This window comes from Pseudomonas fluorescens (assembly GCF_005938625.1).
In the GTDB taxonomy this organism is placed as follows: domain Bacteria; phylum Pseudomonadota; class Gammaproteobacteria; order Pseudomonadales; family Pseudomonadaceae; genus Aquipseudomonas; species Aquipseudomonas fluorescens_BD.
The window spans coordinates 131,825-155,635 of sequence record NZ_VCNJ01000017.1 but is presented as its reverse complement, the minus strand read 5'-3'; the positions used below and the strand labels follow the sequence as shown (position 1 = coordinate 155,635).

Below are 23,811 nucleotides of genomic sequence, written 5' to 3'. Positions count from 1 at the left end.
ATGCAAACTCGTGACGATATTTTCAACACCCTGCGCGATGCCTTGGTCGAGCTGTTCGAACTGGATCCGGCCCGTGTGAGCCTGGAGTCCAACCTGTATCAGGATCTGGAAATCGACAGCATCGACGCGGTCGATCTGATCGATCACATCAAACGCCAGACCGGCAAGAAAATCGCCGCCGAAGAGTTCAAATCGGTGCGCACGGTCGGCGACGTGGTCGAGGCGGTCTACCGTCTGGTTCAACCGGCCGCATGAGCCGACTGATCGGCCTCGGCCTGCTGCTGGCCGGTCTGCTGTACCCCTTTGCGGTGTATTTCGGCATGGAGCATTTTGCTCCGTGGCAGTTCGGCCTGCTGTTGGGCAGCCTGTGGCTGGCGCGGGCACTGACCGGCGAACGCAAGCCCGGCAGCCTGTGGATGGCCGGCGTGGCGATTGCGTTCTGCCTGTTGCTGGCACTGTTCGACAGCCCGCTGTTGCTGCGCTGGTATCCGGTGCTGATCAGCGGCTTCATGCTGGTGCTGTTCAGCCTGAGCCTGAAATACGGCCCGCCAATGGTCGAGCGCCTGGCGCGCTTGCGTGAGCCAGAGCTGCCGGACATTGCGATTCGCTATACGCGAAAGGTCACGGTGGCCTGGAGCGTGTTTTTCTTCTGCAACGGTTTGTGCGCCGCCCTGCTGACCCTGTGGGCGCCGCTGAATTGGTGGATGTTGTACACCGGTCTGATCTCCTACGGATTGATCGGCCTGATGTTTGCCATTGAATGGCTGATACGACAACGGGTAAGAGGCCGTACATGAACTGGATAAAACTTGAGCAGCTGTTGCTCAAGCCTGTGCCGGCGCGGGCCATCAGCCACGCACCGGCCCTCGAACACACACAACTGTGCGAGCAGGCGTTGAGCGTTGCCGCCGGTCTGCAAGCTCAGGGCGTGAAGCGCATGGCTGTGCATCTGGAAGATGCCGCAGAACTGGCCGTCGCTTTGCTGGGCGCATGGCGTGCCGGCGTGAGTGTGCTGCTGCCCTCGGATCTGCAAGCACAAACCCGCCAGCGCTGGTCGACTGAGGTCGATCTGTGGCTGACGGATCACGCCGATGACGCGCAGCTGAGCGACTTTCATCAGCCGCCGTTGCATGGCGCCGAGCTGGATCTCGACCAGTGCCGTTTGAGCCTGTGTACGTCCGGCTCAAGCGGCGAGCCCAAGCGCATCGACAAGACCCTGCGCCAACTGGCCAATGAAGTCCTGGCGCTGGAGCAACTGTGGGGCGCGGACCTCGGTGAGGCCTGCATCATCGGCAGCGTCGCCACCCAACACATCTACGGTTTGCTCTTTCGCGTGCTGTGGCCGCTGTGCGCCGGGCGCACTTTTGTGCGACAGCAACTGGCCTTCCCGGAAGATATGCAGCGCGCCAGCCGCGAACATCCGGCCTTCGCCTGGGTCGCCAGCCCGGCGTTGCTCAAGCGTATGGGCGATAACCTTGACTGGCCTGCCCTCAGCGCCGTGCGCCGGGTGTTTTCCTCCGGTGGCGCGCTGCCCTTTGAAGCTGCGCAGAGCTTGCAACGACGCTTGCAGCAATGGCCGACGGAAATCCTCGGCAGCTCGGAAACCGGCGGAATCGCCTGGCGTCAGGGCGAACAACTGTGGCAACCGTTCGCCGGTGTCGAACTGAGCCAGGACAGCGACGGCGCCCTGCTGATCGCTTCACCTTATTTACCGGCCGGGCACGTTGAGCACACCGCCGACGCCGCGCGAATCGCCGCCGATGGCCGCTTCGAACTGCTCGGACGGCTGGACCGGATCGTCAAACTCGAAGAAAAACGCATCTCGCTGCCCATGCTCGAACAAGCCTTGGTTGCCAACGACTGGGTCGCCGAAGCGCGCTTGGGCGTGGTCCAAGAGAATCGTGCCTCGCTGGGTGCTCTGTTGGTGCTCAGTGAGTCGGGCCTGTTTGCCTTGCGTGAACACGGCCGTCGCAGTCTGACCGAAACCCTGCGCCAGCATTTGCGCCAACACTGTGAAGCGCTGGCTTTGCCTCGACGTTGGCGGCTGGTGCGGCAATTGCCGTTGAACAGCCAAGGCAAGCTGCCGCAGGCCGACGTTGAAGCACTGTTGATGGCGCCGCGACCGAAAGCGCCGCAAGTGCTGGAACAAGTCGAGACCGAGGGTGAATGCAGTCTGCAACTGAGCGTACCGCCGGATCTGGCTTATTTCAGTGGCCACTTCCCTAAAGCCCCGGTATTGCCCGGCGTGGTGCAGGTTGAATGGGCGCTGAACCTCGGTCGCCAATTGCTCAACCTGACTGGCCCGTTTGCCGGGATGGAAGTGCTGAAGTTCCAGCAACTGGTGCGCCCCGGCGATGAAATCCAGTTACACCTGCGGTTTGATCCTGAGCGCCGCAAATTGTATTTCGCTTATCGCAATGACACGGCGACCTGTTCCAGTGGGCGGATTCTTTTGGGTGTAGAGCATGATTGACCTTGGTGAGTGCTACGCACTCAATCGCGAGCAGGCTCACTCCTACAGGGATCGTCGGTATGCATAATCCCTGCGCCGTTATCCCGGTTTACAACCACGAAACCGCGATTACCACTGTGGTCGACGCTCTGCTCGCCCAAGGCCTGCCGTGCATTCTGGTGGACGACGCCAGCACCCAATCCTGCGCGAAGGTGCTCGATACTCTGGCCGAGCGCGACAAGGTGCATTTGGTACGCCTCACCGCCAATCAGGGTAAGGGCGGTGCAGTGATGACCGGTTTGCGCGAGTCCGCGCTGCTGGGCTTCACCCATGCACTGCAGGTCGATGCCGACGGTCAGCACGATTTGCACGATGTCGCCCGTTTCGTCGATGAATCCCGCGCCCATCCCGAAGCGATGATCTGCGGTTATCCGCTGTTCGACGAGAGTGTACCGAAAGGCCGTTTGTACGCGCGCTACCTGACCCACGTGATGGTCTGGATCAACACGCTGTCGCTGCAGATCCGCGATTCGATGTGCGGGTTTCGCGTCTATCCACTGGCCCCGACGCTGGCGGTAATCGACTCGGCGAAAGTCGGCAAGCGCATGGATTTCGACTCGGACATTCTCGTGCGCCTGTCGTGGCGCAATCAGCCGATGCGCTGGCTGCAAACCAGCGTTCACTACCCGCTGGACGGTGTGTCGCACTTCCGTCTGTTCCACGACAACGCGCTGATTTCCAGCATGCACACACGGCTGTTTCTCGGCATGTTGCTGCGCTTTCCGCTGATCCTCTGGCGGCGGTGGCGCGCATGACTGGCGAAACCGACAAGAAGCACTGGGCTGACCGCGAGGAACGCGGCAGTTTCCTGCTGATGAAATTCACCGCGTTCGCCGCCAAGGTCCTCGGGCGACGTCTGCTCAGCCCGTTGCTATACGGCATCGTCCTGTATTTTTTCCTGTTCGGCCGCACCGCCCGGCGCAGTGCCTGGCAATACCAGCAGCGCCTGGCCGCTTGGAGTCAGCGCGAAGCGTTGCGCCCTACACAATGGCGCGTGTTCGGCCAGTTCATGGCGTTCGCCGATTCGATGCTCGACAAGCTCGACGTGTGGAACGGCAAACTCCGAATCGAACAGATCGAAATCATCGACCCGGCGCTGCTGCGCAACCAGTTGCGCGGCAGTCGCGGGCAACTGCTGGTCGGCGCTCACCTGGGCAATCTCGAAGTCTGTCGCGCACTGGCGGAGATCGGTGAAAAGGTCACCATGAACGTGCTGGTGCACACCAAGCATGCCGAGCAGTTCAACCGTTTGCTGGGCGAGGCTGGAGCGACCAATCTGCGCCTGATTCAGGTCAGTGAGCTCGACCCGGTGATCATGCTGCAATTGCACGAACGGCTGGAGCGCGGCGAGTGGCTGGCGATCGCCGGCGACCGTGTGCCGCTGCACGGTGGGCGCAGCGTGACCGTCGATTTCCTCGGCCATCCGGCGCCGTTCCCGCAAGGCCCGTGGCTGCTCGCCGGTCTGCTGAAATGCCCGGTCAACCTGTTGATGTGCCTCAAGCAACCAGACGGTCACTATCGCCTGACCCTCGAACCCTTCGCCGACGCCGTGGTGTGGAAGCGCAGCGAGCGCGAGCAGGTCATTCATCAGTGGGCCTCCCGCTATGCGCAGCGCCTGAGTCACTATTGCCTCGAAGCGCCGCAACAATGGTTCAACTTTTACCCTTTCTGGAAGACCGATGACGACGCCAACCCATGAGCCGGTAACCTTCGGCGAACGCCCATTGCGCATCGAAGACGTGCTGGCCCTGGCCAACCGTCAGGCGCCCGTGCAGTTGCAGAGCGACGCCGACTATCGCGAGCGCATCGCCAAGGGCGCGCGGTTTCTCGATTCGCTACTGGACAAGGAAGGCGTGATCTACGGCGTGACCACCGGTTACGGCGACTCCTGCGTGGTCGCGGTGCCGTTGCATCACGTCGAAGCGTTGCCGCGTCACCTCTACACCTTCCACGGTTGCGGCCTCGGCAAACTGCTCGACGCGCAAGCCACCCGCGCGGTGCTCGCGGCGCGTTTGCAGTCGCTGTGCCACGGCGTGTCCGGGGTACGCGTAGAACTGCTCGAGCGCCTGCACGCTTTTCTCGAATACGACATCCTGCCGCTGATTCCTGAAGAAGGCTCGGTCGGCGCCAGCGGCGATCTGACGCCGTTGTCCTACGTCGCCGCGACCTTGTCCGGCGAGCGTGAAGTGATGTTCCGTGGCGAGCGCCGTCAGGCGGCCGATGTGCATCGCGAACTCGGCTGGACGCCGCTGGTGTTGCGCCCGAAAGAAGCGCTGGCGCTGATGAACGGCACCGCCGTGATGACCGGCCTTGCCTGCCTCGCTTTCGCCCGCGCCGACTATCTGCTGCAACTGGCCACGCGCATCACCGCGCTCAATGTGGTCGCACTGCAAGGCAATCCGGAGCACTTCGACGAGCGCCTGTTCGCCGCCAAACCGCATCCCGGGCAAATGCAGGTCGCCGCATGGCTGCGCAAGGATCTGGCGATCGACGCACCGACCGCGCCGCTGCATCGCCTGCAGGATCGCTATTCGCTGCGTTGCGCCCCGCACGTGCTCGGCGTATTGGCCGACAGCCTGAACTGGCTGCGTTCGTTCATCGAGACCGAACTGAACAGCGCCAACGACAACCCGATCATCGACGCCGAAGCCGAGCGCGTTTTGCACGGTGGGCACTTCTACGGCGGGCACATTGCGTTCGCCATGGACAGCCTGAAAAACCTCGTGGCCAACGTCGCCGACCTGCTCGATCGGCAACTCGCCTTGCTGGTCGACGAACGTTACAACCACGGCCTGCCGAGCAACCTGTCCGGCGCTCCGGCGGATCGTGCAATGATCAACCATGGTTTCAAAGCCGTGCAGATCGGCACCAGCGCCTGGACCGCCGAAGCGTTGAAAAACACCATGCCGGCCAGCGTGTTCTCGCGTTCCACCGAGTGCCACAACCAGGACAAGGTGAGCATGGGCACCATCGCCGCCCGCGATGCAATCCGTGTGCTGGAACTGACCGAACAGGTCGCTGCCGCGACATTGCTCGCCGCCAACCAGGGCGTGTGGCTGCGTGCTCAAGCCGAAGATGCCCGGCCGTTGCCGCCGTCGCTGGCGGCAATGCACGCAGAACTGGCCAAGGACTTCCCGCCGGTGATCGAAGACCGCGCCTTGGAAGGCGAATTGCGCCTGTGCCTGCAACGCATCGCTGCGCAACACTGGAGGCTGCATGCGTAGCGCCGGAGTGCTTCACGCCGACACCGAAATCCTCGTGCCGTTTTTCGACGTCGACACGATGCACGTGGTCTGGCACGGCCATTACGTCAAATACCTCGAAGTCGCCCGTTGTGCGTTGCTCGACAAGATCGGCCACAACTACACGCACATGGTCGAGTCCGGTTACGCCTGGCCGATCATCGACCTGCAACTGCGCTATGTGCGCGGCGCGGTGTTCGGTCAGCGCCTGAATGTGCGCGCCAGTCTGGTCGAATGGGAAAACCGTCTGAAGATCAATTACCTGATCACCGACCTGCACAGCGGCGAACGCTTGACTCGCGCCAGCTCGGTGCAGGTCGCCGTTGAAGTCAGCAGCCGTGAGATGCAACTGGCTTCGCCAAAGGTCTTTACCGATGCCGTGGAAAGGATGCTGCGATGAATGTTTTGGTTAAAAGCCTGAGCGTATTGGCGCTGCTGACGCTGTCAGCGCTGGCCAACGCCTTCGACCTGCAACAACTCAGCGCACAACTGGCGAAACCGGACGTGATCCACGGCCAGTTCATTCAGGAAAAGCACCTGCGTGCATTACCGCAGCCGCTGATCAGCAAGGGCAGTTTTGTTCTCGCCAAAAACCACGGCCTGCTCTGGTTACTGAAAACGCCGCTGCAGCAGGATTACCGCATCAGCGCCAAAGGCATCGCTCGCCGCGACGATAACGGCTGGCAGTTGCTGCCGAACAAGAGTGCCGGTGCCGAGCAGAACCGCTTGTTTCTCGCCGTGCTGCAAGGCGACAGCAGTGGCCTGCAACGTGATTTCGAACTGGCGCTGAGCGGCGATGCACAACAGTGGAAACTGACCCTGACCCCGCGCTCGCTTTTGCTCAAGCAAGTGTTCAACCAGATCAACATCGACGGCGGCGCGCTGGTGCAAACCATCGAACTGCTGGAAACCCAAGGCGACAGCACCGTGCTGCGCATGCAGGACAGCATCGCCAGTCAACCGTTGAGCGACGCGGAGCAACATGACTTTGCCGAGTGAACGCAGGCTGCCATGGCTGTTCCTGATCCTGCTGCTGGCGGTCGTCGCGCTGGCCGGTTGGCAATGGCGCGACGGTGCGCCGCTGTCGGCGAACCTGATGGAGCTGGTGCCCGGCACTCATCCGGACGCTCTTGAACAGCGCGCCGAGCAGCGTATGCAGGAACCGCTCAACCGCGAAATGCTGGTGCTGGTCGGCCACACCGATCGCCAGCAGGCCGTCACCATGGCGCAGACCCTGGGTGAGCAATGGCAGGCCAGCGGGTTGTTCGAAAAGGTGCAGTGGAACCTGCAAGCAGACCTGCCAGCGCTGCGCACGCAACTGCTGCAAGGGCGGCTGGCGATGCTCTCGGCGGATGACCGGCAACTGCTGATCGAACACCCCGACGCATTCATTCAGCAGCGCGTACAAGCCCTGTTCGACCCGTTCAGCGGTTTCAGTCTGGTGCCGAGTCAGGACGACTGGCTCGGCCTGACCGGGCGCATCCAGAACAGCCAGCCGCAGCACGGTTCGGTGCAACTGGACATCGGCAGCGGCGCGTTGATTGCCGATGCCGACGGCAAGAGCTGGGTGCTGCTGCGGGCGCGCACCACCGGCAACGCCTTTGACATGAACCTGCCGCTGCAAGTCGCCGCGCTGCTGCAACACAGTCGCGAACAGGCCGCGAAATCCGGCGTGCAACTACTGGCCGCCAGCGGTTTGCTGTACGCGGCCAACGGTCAGCAACAAGCCACTCGCGAAATGACCTGGGTCGGCGGCGGTGCCACCGTCGGCATTCTGCTGTTGCTGCTGTTGGCGTTTCGCCGCTGGCGCGTGTTGCTGGCGTTTGTGCCGGTATTGGTCGGCATGTTGTTCGGTGCGGTGGCGTGTGTGGCGTTATTCGGTCACATGCATGTGATGACGCTGGTGCTCGGTTCCAGCCTGATCGGCGTGGCCGTGGATTATCCGCTGCACTATCTGTCGAAGAGCTGGAGCCTGAAGCCGTGGCGCAGTTGGCCGGCGTTGCGCTTGACCTTGTCCGGGCTGACCCTGAGCCTGATCACCAGCGCCATCGGTTATCTGGCGCTGGCGTGGACGCCGTTCCCGGCACTGACGCAAATCGCCGTGTTCTCTGCCGCTGGATTGCTCGGTGCCTATTTGTCGGCGGTATGCCTGTTGCCGGCGCTGTTGAAAAACGTCGAACTGCGCCCCGCGCAGTGGCCGCTGCATCTGGCCGAGCGCATGGTCAACCTGCGCGAAAAACTTCTCGAGCGCGTGCGCACACCGGTGTTGCTGGCGCTGCTGATCGCATTCTGCGTGGGCGGTCTGGTACAGCTGCAAAGCAAGAATGACATCCGCCAATGGGTCGGCGCACCGCATCATCTGACCGACGAGGCGCAGGCCATCGCGCGTATCACCGGCTATCAGCCCACCAGCCAGTTCTTCCTCGTGCGCGCCGACAATCAGCAGCAATTGCTCGAGCGTCAGGCCGCGCTGAGCGAGCGTCTGCAGCAACTGGTCAACCTCGACAAGCTGCAAGGTTATCTGGCCCTCGATCAATTGGTCAGCCCACCGAACCAGCAAGAACAGGTGCGCGAGGCGCTGAACAAACTGCCGCAATACTGGCAGCCACTGCTCGACCTCGGTGTACCGCTCGCCGCCCTGCAAAGCGAACTGCAACAGCTGCAGACCGTGCCCGCCGAAGACATCGACGCGGCACTGGCCGGCCCGCTCGGCGAGCCTTATCGCATGCTTTGGCTCGGCCCGAGCGAGGCTGGCGTGGCGGCGATAACCAGCCTGCAAGGCTTGAACAACCCGGCGCTGTTGCGCGTGCAAGCGCTGGACTTGCCGGGGGTGATGCTGGTCGATCGCCTCGGTGAATTGAATGAAGTTTTTGCGGCGACGCAGATCAGCGCTGCTGAACTGAAACTCGCCTCCTGCGCGTTGATCGTGCTGGTGCTGATGCTGCCGTTCGGTCTCGGCGGCGCGCTACGCATTGTCGCCCTGCCGCTGCTCGCTGCGCTGTGCAGTCTCGCCAGCCTTGGCTGGCTCGGTCAGCCACTGACCCTGTTCAGCCTGTTCGGCCTGCTGCTGGTGACGGCAATCAGCGTCGATTACGCGATTCTCATGCGTGAACAAGTCGGTGGTGCGGCGGTGAGCCTGCTCGGCACCTTGCTGGCCGCTGTGACGACGTGGCTGTCGTTTGGTTTGCTGGCGGTGTCCAGCACGCCGGCGGTGAGCAACTTCGGTCTGTCGGTGAGCCTCGGTCTGGCCTTCAGCTTCATGCTCGCACCGTGGGCCGGACGTCACGAACACACCGCGACAGTCGCGGAGCCAGCGGCATGATGGTCGCCGTTTTCTGGCTGCTGACCATGGCGTTGTTCGCCGTGGCCACTCGTGTTGGCCGCCACTTCGGCCTGATTCCGATTGTCAGCCAGTTGTTGCTGGCGAGCTTCGGCTTGCCGCTGCTGATGTACTTCTGGATCGAGCCGGGCTGGCAGCTCAGCGGTGCCGAACTGATCGCGCCAGACTGGCTGAAAAACCTCTACAGCCTGAGCTTTGCCCTGCTGCTCGGGCACATTCTCAGTGATGTGATCGATCTGAAACTGGATCGGCAGAGTGTGAAAATCGCCGTGCCGAGTTTCGCCGTGCCGTTCGCCTGTGGTCTTGCCGCGGCTTATTGGCTACTGCCGGCGCAACCGTGGCTCAACTCGCTGGCCATCGGCCTGGTGTTCGCGATTACCGCGATCCCGGTGCTGTACCTGTATCTGCGCCACATCGATTACCCGCCCGCCGCCACGCGCCGCCTGGTGCAAACCGCGATCCTCATTGATCTGACCTGCTGGACGCTGTTCGGCCTCGCCCAGGGCAGTCTGCATCTGAGCAGTCTGTTGCTGCCACTGGGACTCGCGTGTGTGCCGTTGCTTTTAAGTCTGTTGCGTGTGCGCCGGCCGCTGACCTACAGCCTCGTTTTTTTCGCGCTGCTGGTGATGGCCGAGCATTACAAACTCAACGCGCTGATCTTCGGCATCGGCTATCTGCTGTGCATGGCCGCGCTGAAAGTGCCGCTGGTGTTGCCCTTGCCGGCGCGCTGGATGAGCCGTTTGCAAACGTGGCTGGCGATTCCGCTGATTCTGACGTTCGGCATCGTCCAGATCGATGTACACAGCGCCCTCGCCAGCCTCGGCGCGGCGCAATGGGCGGCGCTGCTGCTGTTGCCGATTGCCAGTAAACTGCTCGGCAACTGGCTCGGTCTCGGCTGGGCCGGCGCCTCGTTCGAAGGCGCCAGCCGCTGGCGTGAAAGCGTGCTGCTCAATATTCGTGGCCTAAGCGAAATCGTCTTTCTCAATCTGCTCTTGCAACAACAACTCATCACCCCGGCGCTGTACTTCGCGCTGATGCTGATGGGCCTGATCGCGACGCTGCTACCGGCCCTGATCGGTCTGCATCGCGCGCCATTGAATCTGCAACATCCTTTGCCCCGGAGTTCACGTGCCAATCGTTGAAATGGAATCCCGTCAGGTCGTGATCATCGGCGCTGGCCCGTCCGGCGCCATTGCTGCAGCGTTGCTCAAGCGCAAGGGCCACGATGTACTGGTGATCGAGCGCCAGCACTTTCCACGCTTTTCCATCGGTGAAAGCCTGCTCAGCCATTGCCTGGATTTCGTCGAAGAGGCCGGCATGCTCGACGCTGTCAATGCCGCCGGATTCCAGCGCAAGACCGGCGCCGCATTCGCCTGGGGTGAGCGTTACAGCGCCTTCGATTTCGGTGACACCTTTACCGGCGGCAAACCGACCACGTTTCAGGTGCAACGCGCCGATTTCGACAAACTGCTGGCCGATCAAGCGGCGCTGCAAGGCGCGGAAATCCGCTACGGCGACGCCATCGTCAGCGTCGATTTCGAGCGGACGAAACCGCAGCTGGATGTGCGCCGCGAAGACGGCAGTAAGTACCGCGTCGAAGCGGATTTCGTCCTCGACGCCAGCGGCTACGGTCGCGTGTTGTCGCGACTGCTGGACCTCGAAGCGCCGTCGAATTTCCCGGTGCGCCAGGCAGTCTTCACCCACGTCGAAGATCACATCGACAACCCGGCATTCGACCGCGAAAAAATTCTCGTCACCACCCATCCAGAGCACCGCGATGTCTGGTTCTGGACAATACCGTTCAGCAACGGTCGTTGCTCGGTGGGCGTGGTCGCGGCGCAAGAGCATTTCAACGGCCGCGACAGCGATCTGGATGCCTGCCTGCGCGGTTTCATCGCCGAAACCCCGAGCCTTGCCGGCGTGCTGAACAACGCTGTCTGGGATACCCCCGCGCGCACCCTCGGCGGCTACGCGGCCAATGTGAAAACCTTGCACGGGCCGGGCTTCGCACTGCTCGGCAACGCGGCGGAATTTCTCGACCCGGTGTTTTCCTCCGGCGTGACCATCGCCATGCGCTCGGCGAGCATGGCCGCCGCGGTGCTGCACCGTCAGTTGCAGGGTGAAACCGTCGACTGGCAAAGCGAGTTCGCCGAGCCGTTGAAACGTGGCGTCGACACCTTCCGCTGCTACGTCGAGGGCTGGTACGCCGGCACCTTTCAGGACGTGATTTTTTATGAAGACAGTCAGCCAGAAATCCGTCGGATGATCTGCTCGATCCTCGCCGGTTACGCCTGGGACGAACGCAACCCGTTCGTCAGCGAAGCGCGCCGCCGCTTGAAAATGATCTCCGAACTCTGTGCAAAGGACGCCCCATGAATTACTTGAGCGACAGCTACGTCGAGGAGACCCGCTTCGGTTTCTGGTTCCTGCGCAGCCACACCTGGCAGCACCATGTGTTGCGCGTGGCGATCAATGATCTGCGCGGACTGTTCAGTGAAGCGCTGCCGCAAAACCCGGTGTTGCTGGACGCCGGTTGCGGTCAGGGCAAGTCGTTCGGTCACCTGCGCCAGACCTTCGCGCCCCAGCGTCTGATCGGCGTTGATGCTGACCCGCACAGCCTTGAATTGAGCGGCGCAGAAGCGGCGCGTCTGGAACTGGAGGTGGAATTGATCGGCAGCGATTGCGCGACGCTCAATGTGCCGGATGCCAGCGTTGATCTGTTGTTCTGCCACCAGACTTTTCATCATCTGGTTGAGCAGGAAAAGGCCCTGGCCGAGTTTTATCGGGTGCTGAAACCGGGCGGCTATCTGCTGTTCGCCGAGTCCACCGAGGCATACATTGATACGTGGGTGATTCGCTGGCTGTTCCGTCATCCGATGCACGTGCAGAAGAGTGCGGCGCAGTATCTGCAGATGATTCGCGAGCAAGGGTTTGAGTTTGCCGAGGGCAATGTTTCCTACCCGTATCTGTGGTGGAGCCGGTCGAAGGATTTTGGTTTGCTGGAGCGGTTCGGCTTACTCAAACCCAAGCCGTTCGGGCAGCGCGAAGAGACGTTGGTGAATGTCGTTGCGCGCAAGCCTCTGGCAGAGGTTTCCTGATGTACACAAATCCTTGTAGGAGTGAGCCTGCTCGCGATAGCGGTGGGTCAGCCAACCTGTATTTTGAATGTGCGACCGCTATCGCGAGCAGGCTCACTCCTACAGTGTCCGCGGTGTGGCGATTTTTTGTTTTTGGCATGATGCTTCTGTTGAGTGCCTGCGCCAGCCAGGCGCCGTTGCCGGCGGGCAATCCAACACTCCCGCTGCCTCTGCAACTGCACATCGAACGCCAACAAGCCGAACAACGCCAGGACTGGCTGCTGGTGATCCAGCGCGAAGGCCCGGGCATCCGCTGGTCGATGATGGATCCGCTGGGTATTCCTCAGGCACGTCAGCAACTGATCGACGGCCACTGGCAAGCCGATGGGCTGCTGCCGCCGAACCCGGAAGCCCGGGAATTGTTTGCCGCGCTGTTATTCGCCCTGACCCCGTCCGGCGAGCTGCTGCGCAATTACCCCACTGCGCAGGTACAGGCCGGGCAACGCTCTCTGCCGGCGCGCTGGGACATTCGTTATGCCCAACCGTTGAGCTTCGAATTGAACCTGCCTCAAGGCCCGCACTACCGCGTTTCTCCGCTGGGTAAACCGACGCCATGACTGCTTACCTGAATGCCCTCGGCGTGATCTGCGCCCTGGGCCGCGACAAGTCCGAAATCGCACGTAACCTGTTCGCTGGCGACTGTTCGGGCATGCGCCGCGAGTCCGGCTGGGTGGCGGAGCGTGAATTGCCGGTGGCCGCCGTACACGGTGAACTGGCGCCGATCCCGCCGACACTCGCCGATCAAAGCAGCCGCAACAATCAGCTTCTGCTAGAGGCGGCGCTACAGATTCGCGATAACATTGATCAAACGATCCAGACCTACGGCCGCGACCGCATCGGTGTTGTGCTCGGCACCAGCACCTCGGGCATCGACGAGGCCAGCCGTGGCCTGGCGCATTACATTCGCGAGCAGCAGTTCCCGGCGGAATACGATTACCGTCAGCAGGAACTCGGCGCGCCAGCAAATTTCCTCGCCGACTGGCTGCAACTGAGCGGCCCGGCCTACGTGATTTCCACCGCTTGTACTTCCAGCGCCCGCGCCTTGATGAGCGCTCAGCGCCTGCTCGATCTGGGCTTGTGCGACGCCGTGCTGTGCGGCGGCGTCGACAGTTTGTGCAAGCTGACGCTTAACGGTTTTTCGTCGCTGGAAGCAGTGTCGGACGAACGCTGCAATCCGTTCTCGGCCAATCGCAACGGCATCAATATTGGCGAGGCGGCGGTGTTGTTCGTAATGAGCAAACAGCAAGGTGAAGGCCCGGCCATTGCCCTGCTCGGCGCCGGCGCCAGTTCCGACGCGCATCACATTTCCGCCCCTGAGCCGACGGGGCGCGGCGCACTGCAAGCGATGCAAAAAGCCCTCAGTCGCGCACACCTGCATGCCACGCAAATCAGCTACCTGAACCTGCACGGCACCGCCACCCAACACAACGACGCCATGGAAAGTCTGGCGGTCGCCGAACTGTTTCCCGAGGGAGTCGCCTGCTCATCGACCAAACCGATGACCGGCCACACCCTCGGCGCAGCCGGCGCACTGGAAGCAGCGTTTTGCTGGTTGAGCCTGAGCGCCGAAAACCCCGACCACGCCTTGCCGCCACACGTCTGGGACGCTCAGCCCGATCCTGCGCTGCCGCCGCTAAAGTGGGTGACCGCGAGCGAACGCCTGACGTCCATTGCACCCCGCTACCTGATGAGCAACTCGTTTGCCTTCGGCGGCAATAACGTCAGCCTGATTATCGGAGACGCCCCATGACGGCCTGGCCGCTCGCCGAACTGCTGCCCCACGCGGGCGACATGATTCTGATCGACAGCATCCTCAGCTTTGACGAGGAGCAGATTTTTACCCGCCTCACGGTCAAGCCAGATGGCCTGTTCAATCTGCCCGACGGCAGCCTGCCGGCATGGGTCGGCGTCGAACTGATGGCACAGAGCGTCGCAGCGTTTGCCGGTTGCCACGCGCGACTCAAAGGCAATCCGGTGGAGCTGGGGTTCCTGCTCGGCACGCGCAAGTTCGAATGCAACGTCGAAGCGTTTCCCGCCGGTAGCGATCTGACCATTCATGGTCTGCGCTCGCTGGAAGACGACAACGGCATGGGCGTCTTCGAATGTCATATCCACGGCGCCGGCATCCATGCCAGCGCGCGGCTGAACGTGTTCCGCCCGCCCCAGGTTACTCAATATCTGCAACAGACACAGGAGTCGAACCATGACTGAATCCGTGCTGGTCACCGGCTCCAGCCGTGGCATCGGCCGCGCCATTGCCTTGCGTCTGGCGCAGGCCGGGCATGACATCGTCCTGCATTGCCGTAGCGGCGTGACTGAAGCGCAAAGCGTTCAGGCTGAAGTCGAAGCGCTGGGCCGCAAGGCGCGGATCCTGCAATTCGACGTTGCCGACCGTGAAACCTGCAAAACCATCCTTGAAGCCGACGTTGAAAGCCACGGGGCTTATTACGGTGTGGTGCTCAATGCGGGCCTGACCCGCGACGGCGCGTTTCCGGCGCTGAGCGATGACGATTGGGATGTGGTTCTGCGCACCAACCTCGATGGTTTCTACAACGTGCTCCACCCGGTGATGATGCCGATGATCCGCCGCCGCGCCGCTGGTCGCATTGTTTGCATCACTTCCGTGTCGGGGCTGATCGGCAACCGTGGCCAGGTCAACTACAGCGCTTCCAAGGCTGGCGTGATCGGCGCTGCAAAGGCGTTGGCGATCGAGCTGGGCAAGCGCAAAATCACCGTTAACTGTGTCGCGCCGGGCCTGATCGACACGGCGATGCTCGACGAAAACGTGCCGGTGGAAGAATTGATGAAAATGATCCCCGCGCAACGCATGGGCACCCCGGAAGAGGTCGCCAGTGCGGTGAATTTCCTGATGTCGGCGGAAGCCTCGTACATCACCCGTCAGGTCCTGGCGGTCAACGGAGGCTTGTGCTGATGAAGCGCGTCGTCGTCACCGGCATGGCCGGCATCACCTCGCTGGGCAGTGACTGGGAGACCATCGCCGGCAATTTCGCGGCCAACCGCAGCGGCATCCGCCGGATGGACGAGTGGGATCGCTTCAGCGAACTCAACACGCGCCTGGCCGGGCCGATCGATGATTTTGCAGTGCCTGCGCACTGGACCCGCAAGCAACTGCGCAGCATGGGCCGGGTGTCGCGGCTGGCGGTTCGTGCTGCAGAAAACGCCCTGGCTGACGCCGGTTTGCTCGGTGACGAATCGATCAAGGACGGCAGAATGGGCGTGGCTTGCGGTTCGTCCACCGGCAGCACCGACGAGATCAAAGCGTTCGGCAACATGCTGCTCAACTCGGTGGCCGAAGGCCTCAACGCCAACTCCTATGTGCGGATGATGCCGCACACCACCGCCGCCAACATCAGCATCTTCTTTGGCCTGACCGGGCGGCTGATCCCGACGTCGAGCGCCTGCACCAGCGGCAGTCAGGGCATCGGTTACGCCTACGAGGCGATCAAGTTCGGCCGCCTGCCGTTGATGCTCGCCGGCGGCGCCGAAGAGCTGTGCCCGACCGAGGCCATGGTCTTCGATGCGCTCTACGCCACCAGCCTGAAAAACGATGCGCCACAGACCAGCCCGCGCCCGTACGACAAGGGCCGCGATGGTCTGGTGATCGGTGAAGGTGGCGGCATGCTCGTGCTCGAAGAGCTGGAACACGCCCTCGCCCGTGGTGCGCACATCCACGCCGAGATCGTCGGCTTCGGCAGCAACGCCGACGGCCAGCACACCACGCGCCCGGAACAAGTGACCATGCGTCGTGCAATGGAACTGGCGCTGGAAGACGCCGGCCTGACGCCGGATGCCATCGGTTATGTAAATGGCCACGGCACCGCTACAGAACAGGGCGACATTGCCGAAACACTGGCAACCAGCAGTTTGTTCGGTGAACGCATGCCGATCAGTTCGCAGAAAAGCTTCCTCGGCCACACACTCGGCGCCTGCGGCGCACTGGAGTCGTGGTTCAGCATCGAGATGATGAATCGCGACCTTTACGTGCACACGTTCAACCTCGACGAGGTCGATCCACACTGCGGCAAACTCGATTACCTGCGCGGCGAATTCCGCCAGATGCATCACGACTACGTGATGAACAACAATTTCGCTTTTGGTGGCGTCAACACCTCGTTGATTTTCCGCCGCTGGCACTGACCGCAACACGTTTGGAGTGAAGGGAATGACTCAGTTTCACCGCATCGCCGCTCTGTTGGCACTGGCTTTTGTGCTCGGCGGCTGCACCAGCAAACCGGTTTACAACGCCAAGGAAGAGTTCTCGCCCAACCTCGGTTTCACCCAGCAACAGATGAGCCGCGCCATCGTCACTGCACTGAACGATCGCCAGTGGGTCGTGCAATCGGTGCGTCCGGGCATGATCAAAGCGGCGATCACCGTACGCGGTCGCCATCACGCCGAAGTCGATATTCCGTTCACCCCGACCTCGTTCGAAATCGACTACCGCAGCAGCTACGGCCTCGACGCCAAGGACGGCAAGATCCACGGCAACTACAACCGCTGGGTCAACCGCCTGCGCGACAACGTGCTCAAAGAGCTGTCGATCAACCCGGACATTGAAGCCGTTAACAACCTCGGCATCATCAAACAGGGCGCCGACGAACCGACTTACCTGAGCTTCCGCGAAGGCGTCAAACGCGCCACCGACGCCGGCCTGCTCGACGGCAGCGTGAAGTTCTACCTGGCCGGCGAAACGCTGCCAAAACAGGTGCGCAAACTCGACACCGTGAGCAGCAGCCGCAAGACCAACGGCTCCAACAAGTCCGACGAAGACGCCTGCTTCTGGGCGCTGCAATCGGCGCTGGCAACTCTGCAGAACGCCGCGAAAAAAGCTGATGCCAACGCGGTGATCAACATCGCCAGCGTCGACCAGCGCGACCTGTACAAAGACACTGAGAAATTCCAGTGCCGTGCCGGGCTGGTGGTGTCGAGTGTGGCGTTGCGCGGGGATTTGGCGCACGTGGATTGATGGGATTGTAGAAACGACAAAGGGCGCCATTCGGCGCCCTTTCACAAACAGGTTGGCTTGTCATCACCGATTACCTGTCTGGCTCTACGATGGCTGGTCACCCAGGATCCTTAGAGTCTCACAAGCCCCTTGCGGGAACGCTCGCAGTATTGCCCGAATCATCAATCCGGACAACGGCTGGCGTTTGGCCTCACTGCGCCACTTCTGCAGCCATTACAGCCCAAGCGCCCGCCTGACTGCGGCTTTAACGGCGCAGAACTCTTCTGTTTCAAGGTGTGAGATCAGATAGACGCGCTTTCCTTCACGATCTCTGCTTTTGATTCGGTCCAGTCGGGAAAGGCTGACAGTGGCCACCATATCGCACTTCGCCCAACAGATCGGGCTGGCGCCTTGAAGATGGCTGGAGAGTTCGTAATGGTGATCAAGTAAGCAATCCGGCGCAGTAGTACTCAGCGGCACGACCGTCACCAACATACTGTTGGTTCTGTGTTTGCGTATTACGACAACGGGCCTGACCTTGACCATTTCAGGTACTTCATAACCTCTGAAATCGCAGATCAAAACACTACCTTCCTTGGGCTGGTATCGAAGTGGCATCCATGGCACTCACTTAAAGAAATCGATTCTGCGCAAGAAAACAAACACTCGCTAAAACAGTTCGTAACCGCAAATGTGGTGAACTCGGCTGCACAAGCTGAACACTCGCCACACAGCATCTACACTCGCTCATGCAGGCCATCAATACGCCTGTCAGAACGGCGGGCCCGGTCGGTCGAGCACTCGCGGTTCTCTTTCACCGTCAAGGAGATGACCATGCAAGTGAAAGCCCTGATCGCCGCTGCGCTTTTCGTGCTACTGCCCAGCGCCAGCCATGCTACCAATCTGATGTACATGCCCTTCGAAACCGTGCTGTCGGAGGCGATTCGTGCCGGGCGGCTGGATGGCAGTGTGAAGTTCTATCTGCTCGGTAATGGACCGCAGGGCACGCAGCAGTTGCTGCGCCCTGGGGTGGTCAGCGATTTGAAGACCAACGGCTTCAACAAAAGCGACCACAACTCCTGCGAGTGGGTGTTGCAGTCGAATCTGATCAAGTTGCAGGCCGATGCCAAACGGGTCGGGGCGAATGCGGTGGTCAATATCGTCAGCTATTACGACCAGCATGTGCGCAAGGATTTGAATACGTATGAATGCAGGGCGGGGATCTTTGTGACGCGGGTGGCGTTGAAGGGGGATTTGGTGCGGTTGCCCTGAATTGGGTGGTGCTTGAGCGGACGCCTTCGCGAGCAAGCTCGCTCCCACCTTGGAATGCGTTCCCCTGTGAGAGCGAGCCTGCTCGCGATTTGATTGCGCAGCAATCACGCTTTTGATGGCTCGACTTTGCGCGTGAGCAAATCTACGAAAGCCTTGGCCATCGGCGATTTCTGATCCTTGCGCTGCACCAGCCACACCGCCGACACCGCCTCCGGATCGAGCAACGGGCGGTACACCACGCCGTCGATGCGCATCCGCTGATAAGACGCCGGCAGCACCGAAACCCCCAACCCCGCTGCGACCAAGCCGATGATGGTCATCGCCTCCCCCGCCTCTTGGGCGAAGTGCGGGCTGAACCCGGCATCGCGCGCCAGACTCAGCAATTGCGCATACAGCCCGCTGCCGTAGCTGCGCGGAAAGAACACGAACGGCTCCAGCGCCAGCGCCGAGAGGAACAAGCCCTCCTCCGACCCCTGCGCCAGTGGATGCTTGGAACCGAGCACGGCGACCAGCGGCTCGCGCATCAACTCGACAACACTCAGCGAATCGGGCAAACCCAGCGGGCGCATGATGCCGACCTCGATTGATTCATCCACCAGGCCCTCGGCGACTTGCGTGCTACTCATCTCACGAAGGTTGAGGTGCACCGCCGGAAAACGCTGACGAAAGGAAAAGATCGCCTGCGGAATGGTCGAGTTGAACGGCGCCGAAGAGGTGAAGCCAATCTTCAACTCGCCCAATTCACCGAGTTGCGCACGCCGGGCGACGTCCGCCGCTTTATCGACCTGCGCCAGCACCAAGCGCGCTTCTTCGAGGAACAATCGACCAGCCTCGCTCAACTCGACCCGACGATTGGTCCGCTCGAACAACCTTGCGCCAACCTCTTGCTCCAGCGCCTGAATCTGTTGGCTCAGCGGCGGCTGCGAGATGCCCAGCACCTGCGCGGCACGGCCAAAATGCAGTTCTTCAGCGACGGCGATGAAGTAGCGCAGATGACGCAATTCCATGAAAACTCCATTAGGTCGTTAAAGCTATCAAACAGGTCGAACAATATATTGGATAGAAACATTAGCCAGCTATATGATTTTTTCATTGCCTGCCTGGCCGTGCCCTCCGAGGTCTGAAGTGAAAACTGCTGTTGCGCCCCTAGCCCATGAAATCCCGCCTGCTGCGGCGGACCATGTCGTCGCCGAGCTACAAGAGATCTATATCGAAAAAGGCACGCCGATGTTCATGCGCACGGTGCTGGCGCTGTTCAGCGGCGGCTTCGCGACGTTCGCCCTGCTCTATTGCGTGCAGCCGATGATGCCGCTGCTGTCCCACGAATATGGGATCAACGCCGCGCAGAGCAGCCTGATCCTCTCGGTGGCCACTGGCATGCTCGCCATTGGCCTGCTGATCACCGGGCCGATCTCTGATCGGGTCGGGCGCAAACCGGTGATGGTGACCGCACTGTTCGCGGCAGCGCTGTGCACCATGGCCAGTGCAATGATGCCGAGTTGGGAAGGTGTGCTGATCATGCGTGCGCTGATCGGGCTGTCGTTGAGCGGGCTGGCGGCCGTGGCGATGACGTATCTGAGCGAAGAGATTCATCCGCAGCACATTGGCCTGGCGATGGGTTTGTACATCGGCGGTAATGCGATTGGCGGGATGAGCGGGCGTTTGATCACCGGTGTGTTGATCGACTTCGTCAGCTGGCACACGGCGATGCTGGTGATCGGTGGTTTGGCGATGATTGCCGCAGCGGTGCTCTGGAAGATCCTGCCCGAGTCGCGCAACTTCCGTTCACGCTCGCTGCACCCGCGCAGTTTGCTTGACGGCTTCACCATGCACTTTCGCGATGCCGGTCTGCCGCTGCTGTTTCTTGAAGCATTCGTGCTGATGGGCGCGTTTGTAACGCTGTTCAACTACATCGGCTATCGCTTACTGGCCGCGCCGTACAACCTCGATCAGGTGTTCGTGGGCTTGCTGTCGGTGGTGTACCTGTCGGGGATCTACAGCTCGGCGAAGATCGGTTCGCTGGCGGACAAGCTGGGGCGACGCAAAGTGCTGTGGGCGACCATTGCGCTGATGTTTGCGGGACTGGCGTTGACGATGTTTACGCCGTTGCTGTTGGTGATTGTCGGCATGTTGATTTTCACCTTTGGCTTCTTCGGCGCGCATTCGGTGGCGAGTAGCTGGATCGGTCGACGCGCGACCAAGGCCAAGGGGCAAGCGTCGTCGTTGTATCTGTTCAGCTATTACGCAGGGTCGAGCATCGCCGGGACGGCGGGCGGGGTGTTCTGGCATCTCGGCGGGTGGAACGGGATTGGTTTGTTTATCGGTTCGTTGTTGCTGATCGCGCTGCTGGTGGCGTTGAAGCTGGCGAAGTTGCCGCCTCTCGGTGGTGTCAAAGCCTGAAAGCAAAAGATCGCAGCCTTCGGCAGCTCCTACATTAATACCATGTAGGAGCTGCCGAAGGCTGCGATCTTTTGATCTTGAAAAAACGCCCGGCATAAGCCGGGCGTTTTGTTTTCTGTTATTTAGAGCTGTGTGGCGATCACTCGTGATACTGCGCCGACAATTCATGCACCGCGCGCAGGAACGCACCCGCATGTTCCGGATCAACCTCAGGCGTGATGCCATGACCCAGGTTGAACACATGCCCACTGCCCTTTCCGTAGCTGGCCAGAATGCGCCCGACCTCGGTGCGGATCGCTTCCGGTTTGGCGTAGAGCACGGTCGGGTCCATGTTGCCTTGCAGGGCAACCTTGTCGCCAACCCGGGCGCGGGCGTTGCCGATGTCGCAGGTCCAGTCCAGGCCCAGTGCGTCGGCGCCAGCCTCGGCGATGCTTTCCAGCCACAGGCCGCCGTTTTTGGTGAAGAGGATTACCGGCACTTTGCGACCGTCGTGCTCGCGGATCAGGCCGCTGACGATTTTTTTCATGTAAGCCAGCGAGAACTCCTGATACGCCGCCGCCGACAGGTTGCCGCCCCAGGTATCGAAGATCTGCACCGCTTGTGCGCCGGCCATGATCTGGCCGTTGAGGTACGAGGTCACCGACTGCGCCAGTTTATCCAGCAGCAGGTGCATTGCTTGCGGGTTGTCGTAGAGCATCGCTTTGGTCTTGCGGAAGTCTTTCGACGAGCCGCCTTCAACCATGTAGGTCGCCAGGGTCCACGGGCTGCCGGAGAAACCGATCAGCGGCACACGACCGTTGAGCTCGCGACGGATGGTGCTGACCGCGTCCATCACGTAGCCGAGGTCTTTGTGTGGATCAGGGATTGGCAACGCTTCGATATCGGCGAGGGTGCTGACGACTTTCTTGAAGCGCGGACCTTCACCGGTCTCGAAGTACAGGCCCTGGCCCATAGCATCGGGGATGGTGAGGATGTCGGAAAACAGGATCGCCGCGTCCAGTTGTGGATAGCGGTCGAGCGGTTGCATGGTGACTTCGCAGGCGAATTCCGGATTCATGCACAGGCTCATGAAATCACCGGCCTGGGCGCGGCTGGCGCGGTATTCCGGCAGGTAGCGGCCGGCTTGGCGCATCATCCACACCGGGGTGACGTCTACGGGTTGCTTGAGCAGGGCGCGGAGGAAACGGTCGTTCTTCAGGGCAGTCATGTCGGCATCCGGAAAAAAAGTGCGGGCATTTTCTCAGAGCGCGACGCAAAAGGCACGGATGCAGGTCAGCCTTTTGTCTATCGGGTCAATTTATTGCGTGGGAATGCTGATTTTGCAGCACCGGGAAACAACTGTGGGAGCGAGCTTGCTCGCGAAAGGGCCGGCACATCCAACATTGCAGTTGGCTGATAGACCGCTTTCGCGAGCAAGCTCGCTCCCACATTTTTGATCGCATTTCAGCTTGAAATGTAATCAGACGCCCAGGTAATCGAGGATGCCTTCGGCGGCATTGCGGCCTTCGAAGATGGCCGTCACCACCAGGTCGGAACCGCGCACCATGTCGCCACCGGCGAAGATTTTCGGGTTGCTGGTCTGGTGCTTGTACTGACCTTGCTCAGGCGCAACGACGCGGCCCTGGCTGTCAGTCTGGATCTCGAATTGTTCGAACCACGGCGCCGGGCTCGGGCGGAAACCGAAGGCGATGACCACGGCGTCGGCCGGGATGATCTCTTCGGAGCCCGGGATCGGCTCGGGGCTGCGACGGCCACGGGCGTCCGGTTCGCCGAGACGGGTCTCGACCACTTTGACGCCTTCGACCTTGTCCTCACCGACGATAGCGATCGGCTGGCGGTTGTAGAGGAATTTCACGCCTTCTTCCTTGGCGTTCTTCACCTCTTTGCGCGAGCCGGGCATGTTCGCTTCGTCACGACGATAAGCGCAGGTCACCGATTTGGCACCCTGACGGATCGACGTGCGGTTGCAGTCCATCGCCGTGTCGCCGCCGCCGAGAACCACAACCTTTTTGCCTTTCATGTCGACGAAATCTTCTGGCGACTTTTCAAAGCCCAGGTTGCGGTTGACGTTGGCAATGAGGAAGTCCAGCGCGTCATAAACGCCCGGCAGGTCCTCACCGGCAAAACCGCCCTTCATGTAGGTGTAGGTGCCCATGCCCATGAACACCGCATCGTATTCGGCGAGCAGTTGTTCCATGGTCACGTCTTTGCCGACTTCGGTGTTCAAACGGAACTCGATGCCCATGCCGGTGAAGACTTCGCGGCGATTGCTCAGCACGGTCTTTTCCAGCTTGAACTCGGGGATGCCGAAGGTCAGCAAACCACCGATTTCCGGGTTCTTGTCGAACACCACCGGGGTCACGCCACCACGCACCAGCACGTCGGCACAACCCAGACCCGCCGGGCCTGCACCGATGATGGCGACACGTTTGCCGGTCGGTTTGACCTTGGACATGTCCGGGCGCCAGCCCATGGCGAACGCGGTGTCGGTGATGTACTTCTCGACCGAACCGATGGTCACCGCGCCGAAGCCGTCGTTAAGGGTGCAGGCACCCTCGCACAGACGATCCTGCGGACAGACCCTGCCGCAGACTTCCGGCAGGGTGTTGGTCTGGTGCGACAGCTCGGCGGCCTGAAGGATGTTGCCCTCGGCCACCAGCTTCAGCCAGTTCGGAATGAAGTTGTGCACCGGGCACTTCCATTCGCAATACGGGTTGCCGCAACCCAGGCAGCGGTGGGCCTGATCGGCCGACTGCTGGGGTTTGAACGGTTCGTAGATTTCGACGAACTCTTTCTTGCGTTGACGCAACAGTTTCTTCTTCGGATCTTTGCGCCCGACATCGATGAATTGAAAGTCGTTACTGAGACGTTCGGCCATCTTCAAAACCTCTTACACGACAGCTCCAAGCTACAAGCTTCAAGCTGCAAGAAAATCACATTAG

The 23,811-nt window shown here is 61.2% G+C and carries 24 protein-coding genes; 20 read left to right on the top strand and 4 right to left on the bottom strand.

Going from position 1 to position 23,811, the window contains the following annotated elements; translation table 11 throughout:
- The 18 genes from FGA82_RS12425 to FGA82_RS12340 all read left to right on the top strand — a co-directional run bounded on the left by FGA82_RS12425 (position 1) and on the right by FGA82_RS12340 (position 17,218).
- Entirely contained in the window at positions 1–255 is a 255-nt protein-coding gene (locus FGA82_RS12425) for an acyl carrier protein (RefSeq protein WP_007909503.1), read from the top strand.
- On the top strand, positions 252–797 hold the full coding sequence (locus FGA82_RS12420) for a hypothetical protein (RefSeq protein WP_141127289.1): 546 nt from the start codon (positions 252–254) through the stop codon (positions 795–797). Before FGA82_RS12425 ends, FGA82_RS12420 begins: the two co-directional genes overlap by 4 nt.
- Positions 794–2,473, top strand: coding sequence for an acyl-CoA synthetase family protein (locus FGA82_RS12415; protein ID WP_141127288.1), 1,680 nt, complete (start codon positions 794–796; stop codon positions 2,471–2,473). Before FGA82_RS12420 ends, FGA82_RS12415 begins: the two co-directional genes overlap by 4 nt.
- 59 nt (positions 2,474–2,532) lie before the next feature.
- Complete coding sequence (locus FGA82_RS12410; protein WP_141127287.1) at positions 2,533–3,267, top strand: glycosyltransferase family 2 protein; 735 nt, start codon at positions 2,533–2,535, stop codon at positions 3,265–3,267.
- A complete protein-coding gene (locus FGA82_RS12405; protein ID WP_141127286.1) occupies positions 3,264–4,211 on the top strand; it encodes a glycosyl transferase in 948 nt (315 codons plus the stop codon). Before FGA82_RS12410 ends, FGA82_RS12405 begins: the two co-directional genes overlap by 4 nt.
- Positions 4,192–5,736, top strand: coding sequence for an HAL/PAL/TAL family ammonia-lyase (locus tag FGA82_RS12400; RefSeq protein WP_034152935.1), 1,545 nt, complete (start codon positions 4,192–4,194; stop codon positions 5,734–5,736). The genes FGA82_RS12405 and FGA82_RS12400 overlap by 20 nt, the downstream gene beginning before the upstream one ends.
- Positions 5,729–6,154, top strand: coding sequence for an acyl-CoA thioesterase (locus FGA82_RS12395; RefSeq protein WP_141127285.1), 426 nt, complete (start codon positions 5,729–5,731; stop codon positions 6,152–6,154). Before FGA82_RS12400 ends, FGA82_RS12395 begins: the two co-directional genes overlap by 8 nt.
- Positions 6,151–6,753: an outer membrane lipoprotein carrier protein LolA gene (locus FGA82_RS12390; protein WP_141127284.1), complete on the top strand. Its 603-nt coding sequence runs from the start codon at positions 6,151–6,153 to the stop codon at positions 6,751–6,753. The genes FGA82_RS12395 and FGA82_RS12390 overlap by 4 nt, the downstream gene beginning before the upstream one ends.
- Positions 6,737–9,076: an MMPL family transporter gene (locus tag FGA82_RS12385; RefSeq protein WP_141127283.1), complete on the top strand. Its 2,340-nt coding sequence runs from the start codon at positions 6,737–6,739 to the stop codon at positions 9,074–9,076. Before FGA82_RS12390 ends, FGA82_RS12385 begins: the two co-directional genes overlap by 17 nt.
- Positions 9,073–10,236 (top strand): sodium:proton antiporter, encoded by a 1,164-nt coding sequence (locus tag FGA82_RS12380; RefSeq protein ID WP_141127282.1) that lies wholly within the window; start codon positions 9,073–9,075, stop codon positions 10,234–10,236. The genes FGA82_RS12385 and FGA82_RS12380 overlap by 4 nt, the downstream gene beginning before the upstream one ends.
- Positions 10,223–11,470 carry an NAD(P)/FAD-dependent oxidoreductase gene (locus FGA82_RS12375; RefSeq protein WP_141127281.1) on the top strand — a complete coding sequence of 416 codons (1,248 nt, stop codon included), beginning with the start codon at positions 10,223–10,225 and terminating at the stop codon, positions 11,468–11,470. Before FGA82_RS12380 ends, FGA82_RS12375 begins: the two co-directional genes overlap by 14 nt.
- A complete protein-coding gene (locus tag FGA82_RS12370) occupies positions 11,467–12,192 on the top strand; it encodes a class I SAM-dependent methyltransferase (protein ID WP_141127280.1) in 726 nt (241 codons plus the stop codon). Before FGA82_RS12375 ends, FGA82_RS12370 begins: the two co-directional genes overlap by 4 nt.
- Before the next feature lie 137 nt (positions 12,193–12,329).
- On the top strand, positions 12,330–12,788 hold the full coding sequence (locus FGA82_RS12365; protein ID WP_141127279.1) for a hypothetical protein: 459 nt from the start codon (positions 12,330–12,332) through the stop codon (positions 12,786–12,788).
- Positions 12,785–13,981, top strand: coding sequence for a beta-ketoacyl-[acyl-carrier-protein] synthase family protein (locus FGA82_RS12360; RefSeq protein WP_141127278.1), 1,197 nt, complete (start codon positions 12,785–12,787; stop codon positions 13,979–13,981). Before FGA82_RS12365 ends, FGA82_RS12360 begins: the two co-directional genes overlap by 4 nt.
- On the top strand, positions 13,978–14,442 hold the full coding sequence (locus FGA82_RS12355) for a hotdog family protein (RefSeq protein WP_141127277.1): 465 nt from the start codon (positions 13,978–13,980) through the stop codon (positions 14,440–14,442). Before FGA82_RS12360 ends, FGA82_RS12355 begins: the two co-directional genes overlap by 4 nt.
- Complete coding sequence (gene fabG / locus FGA82_RS12350) at positions 14,435–15,163, top strand: 3-oxoacyl-ACP reductase FabG (RefSeq protein WP_141127276.1); 729 nt, start codon at positions 14,435–14,437, stop codon at positions 15,161–15,163. Before FGA82_RS12355 ends, fabG begins: the two co-directional genes overlap by 8 nt.
- Positions 15,163–16,389 carry a beta-ketoacyl-ACP synthase gene (locus tag FGA82_RS12345; RefSeq protein WP_016983866.1) on the top strand — a complete coding sequence of 409 codons (1,227 nt, stop codon included), beginning with the start codon at positions 15,163–15,165 and terminating at the stop codon, positions 16,387–16,389. Before fabG ends, FGA82_RS12345 begins: the two co-directional genes overlap by 1 nt.
- Positions 16,390–16,414: 25 nt before the next feature.
- A complete protein-coding gene (locus FGA82_RS12340; protein WP_038360091.1) occupies positions 16,415–17,218 on the top strand; it encodes a hypothetical protein in 804 nt (267 codons plus the stop codon).
- A 213-nt stretch (positions 17,219–17,431) separates the two neighbouring features.
- Here the strand turns inward: FGA82_RS12340 and FGA82_RS12335 are convergent, their stop codons facing one another.
- Entirely contained in the window at positions 17,432–17,815 is a 384-nt protein-coding gene (locus FGA82_RS12335) for a type II toxin-antitoxin system PemK/MazF family toxin (RefSeq protein ID WP_110719514.1), read from the bottom strand.
- A gap of 216 nt (positions 17,816–18,031) precedes the next feature.
- Between FGA82_RS12335 and FGA82_RS12330 the strand changes: the two genes are divergently transcribed.
- A complete protein-coding gene (locus FGA82_RS12330) occupies positions 18,032–18,469 on the top strand; it encodes an excinuclease (protein ID WP_141127275.1) in 438 nt (145 codons plus the stop codon).
- A gap of 104 nt (positions 18,470–18,573) precedes the next feature.
- Here the strand turns inward: FGA82_RS12330 and FGA82_RS12325 are convergent, their stop codons facing one another.
- A complete protein-coding gene (locus tag FGA82_RS12325) occupies positions 18,574–19,476 on the bottom strand; it encodes a LysR family transcriptional regulator (protein ID WP_016983863.1) in 903 nt (300 codons plus the stop codon).
- 118 nt (positions 19,477–19,594) lie between these two features.
- Between FGA82_RS12325 and FGA82_RS12320 the strand changes: the two genes are divergently transcribed.
- Entirely contained in the window at positions 19,595–20,869 is a 1,275-nt protein-coding gene (locus FGA82_RS12320; RefSeq protein WP_141127274.1) for an MFS transporter, read from the top strand.
- Positions 20,870–21,008: 139 nt separating this feature from the next.
- On the opposite strand, the gene hemE is transcribed toward FGA82_RS12320, so the two are convergent.
- Both hemE and FGA82_RS12310 read right to left on the bottom strand, forming a co-directional pair.
- Positions 21,009–22,076 (bottom strand): uroporphyrinogen decarboxylase, encoded by a 1,068-nt coding sequence (gene hemE / locus FGA82_RS12315; RefSeq protein WP_008077242.1) that lies wholly within the window; start codon positions 22,074–22,076, stop codon positions 21,009–21,011.
- Between the two features lie 252 nt (positions 22,077–22,328).
- Entirely contained in the window at positions 22,329–23,747 is a 1,419-nt protein-coding gene (locus FGA82_RS12310; protein ID WP_039757038.1) for an FAD-dependent oxidoreductase, read from the bottom strand.
- Between the last annotated feature and the right edge of the window lie 64 nt (positions 23,748–23,811).

What these genes read in the sequence shown, in the direction of transcription:
- FGA82_RS12355 (WP_141127277.1), top strand. Translation starts at nt 13,978, where the DNA reads ATGACGGCCTGGCCGCTCGCCGAACTGCTGCCCCACGCGGGCGACATG.
- FGA82_RS12340 (WP_038360091.1), top strand. Translation starts at nt 16,415, where the DNA reads ATGACTCAGTTTCACCGCATCGCCGCTCTGTTGGCACTGGCTTTTGTG.
- FGA82_RS12310 (WP_039757038.1), bottom strand. Translation starts at nt 23,747, where the DNA reads ATGGCCGAACGTCTCAGTAACGACTTTCAATTCATCGATGTCGGGCGC.
- FGA82_RS12370 (WP_141127280.1), top strand. Translation starts at nt 11,467, where the DNA reads ATGAATTACTTGAGCGACAGCTACGTCGAGGAGACCCGCTTCGGTTTC.
- FGA82_RS12380 (WP_141127282.1), top strand. Translation starts at nt 9,073, where the DNA reads ATGATGGTCGCCGTTTTCTGGCTGCTGACCATGGCGTTGTTCGCCGTG.
- FGA82_RS12395 (WP_141127285.1), top strand. Translation starts at nt 5,729, where the DNA reads ATGCGTAGCGCCGGAGTGCTTCACGCCGACACCGAAATCCTCGTGCCG.
- hemE (WP_008077242.1), bottom strand. Translation starts at nt 22,076, where the DNA reads ATGACTGCCCTGAAGAACGACCGTTTCCTCCGCGCCCTGCTCAAGCAA.
- FGA82_RS12390 (WP_141127284.1), top strand. Translation starts at nt 6,151, where the DNA reads ATGAATGTTTTGGTTAAAAGCCTGAGCGTATTGGCGCTGCTGACGCTG.
- FGA82_RS12420 (WP_141127289.1), top strand. Translation starts at nt 252, where the DNA reads ATGAGCCGACTGATCGGCCTCGGCCTGCTGCTGGCCGGTCTGCTGTAC.
- FGA82_RS12425 (WP_007909503.1), top strand. Translation starts at nt 1, where the DNA reads ATGCAAACTCGTGACGATATTTTCAACACCCTGCGCGATGCCTTGGTC.
- FGA82_RS12365 (WP_141127279.1), top strand. Translation starts at nt 12,330, where the DNA reads ATGATGCTTCTGTTGAGTGCCTGCGCCAGCCAGGCGCCGTTGCCGGCG.
- fabG (WP_141127276.1), top strand. Translation starts at nt 14,435, where the DNA reads ATGACTGAATCCGTGCTGGTCACCGGCTCCAGCCGTGGCATCGGCCGC.
- FGA82_RS12410 (WP_141127287.1), top strand. Translation starts at nt 2,533, where the DNA reads ATGCATAATCCCTGCGCCGTTATCCCGGTTTACAACCACGAAACCGCG.
- FGA82_RS12400 (WP_034152935.1), top strand. Translation starts at nt 4,192, where the DNA reads ATGACGACGCCAACCCATGAGCCGGTAACCTTCGGCGAACGCCCATTG.
- FGA82_RS12385 (WP_141127283.1), top strand. Translation starts at nt 6,737, where the DNA reads ATGACTTTGCCGAGTGAACGCAGGCTGCCATGGCTGTTCCTGATCCTG.
- FGA82_RS12415 (WP_141127288.1), top strand. Translation starts at nt 794, where the DNA reads ATGAACTGGATAAAACTTGAGCAGCTGTTGCTCAAGCCTGTGCCGGCG.
- FGA82_RS12325 (WP_016983863.1), bottom strand. Translation starts at nt 19,476, where the DNA reads ATGGAATTGCGTCATCTGCGCTACTTCATCGCCGTCGCTGAAGAACTG.
- FGA82_RS12345 (WP_016983866.1), top strand. Translation starts at nt 15,163, where the DNA reads ATGAAGCGCGTCGTCGTCACCGGCATGGCCGGCATCACCTCGCTGGGC.
- FGA82_RS12335 (WP_110719514.1), bottom strand. Translation starts at nt 17,815, where the DNA reads ATGCCACTTCGATACCAGCCCAAGGAAGGTAGTGTTTTGATCTGCGAT.
- FGA82_RS12405 (WP_141127286.1), top strand. Translation starts at nt 3,264, where the DNA reads ATGACTGGCGAAACCGACAAGAAGCACTGGGCTGACCGCGAGGAACGC.
- FGA82_RS12330 (WP_141127275.1), top strand. Translation starts at nt 18,032, where the DNA reads ATGCAAGTGAAAGCCCTGATCGCCGCTGCGCTTTTCGTGCTACTGCCC.
- FGA82_RS12360 (WP_141127278.1), top strand. Translation starts at nt 12,785, where the DNA reads ATGACTGCTTACCTGAATGCCCTCGGCGTGATCTGCGCCCTGGGCCGC.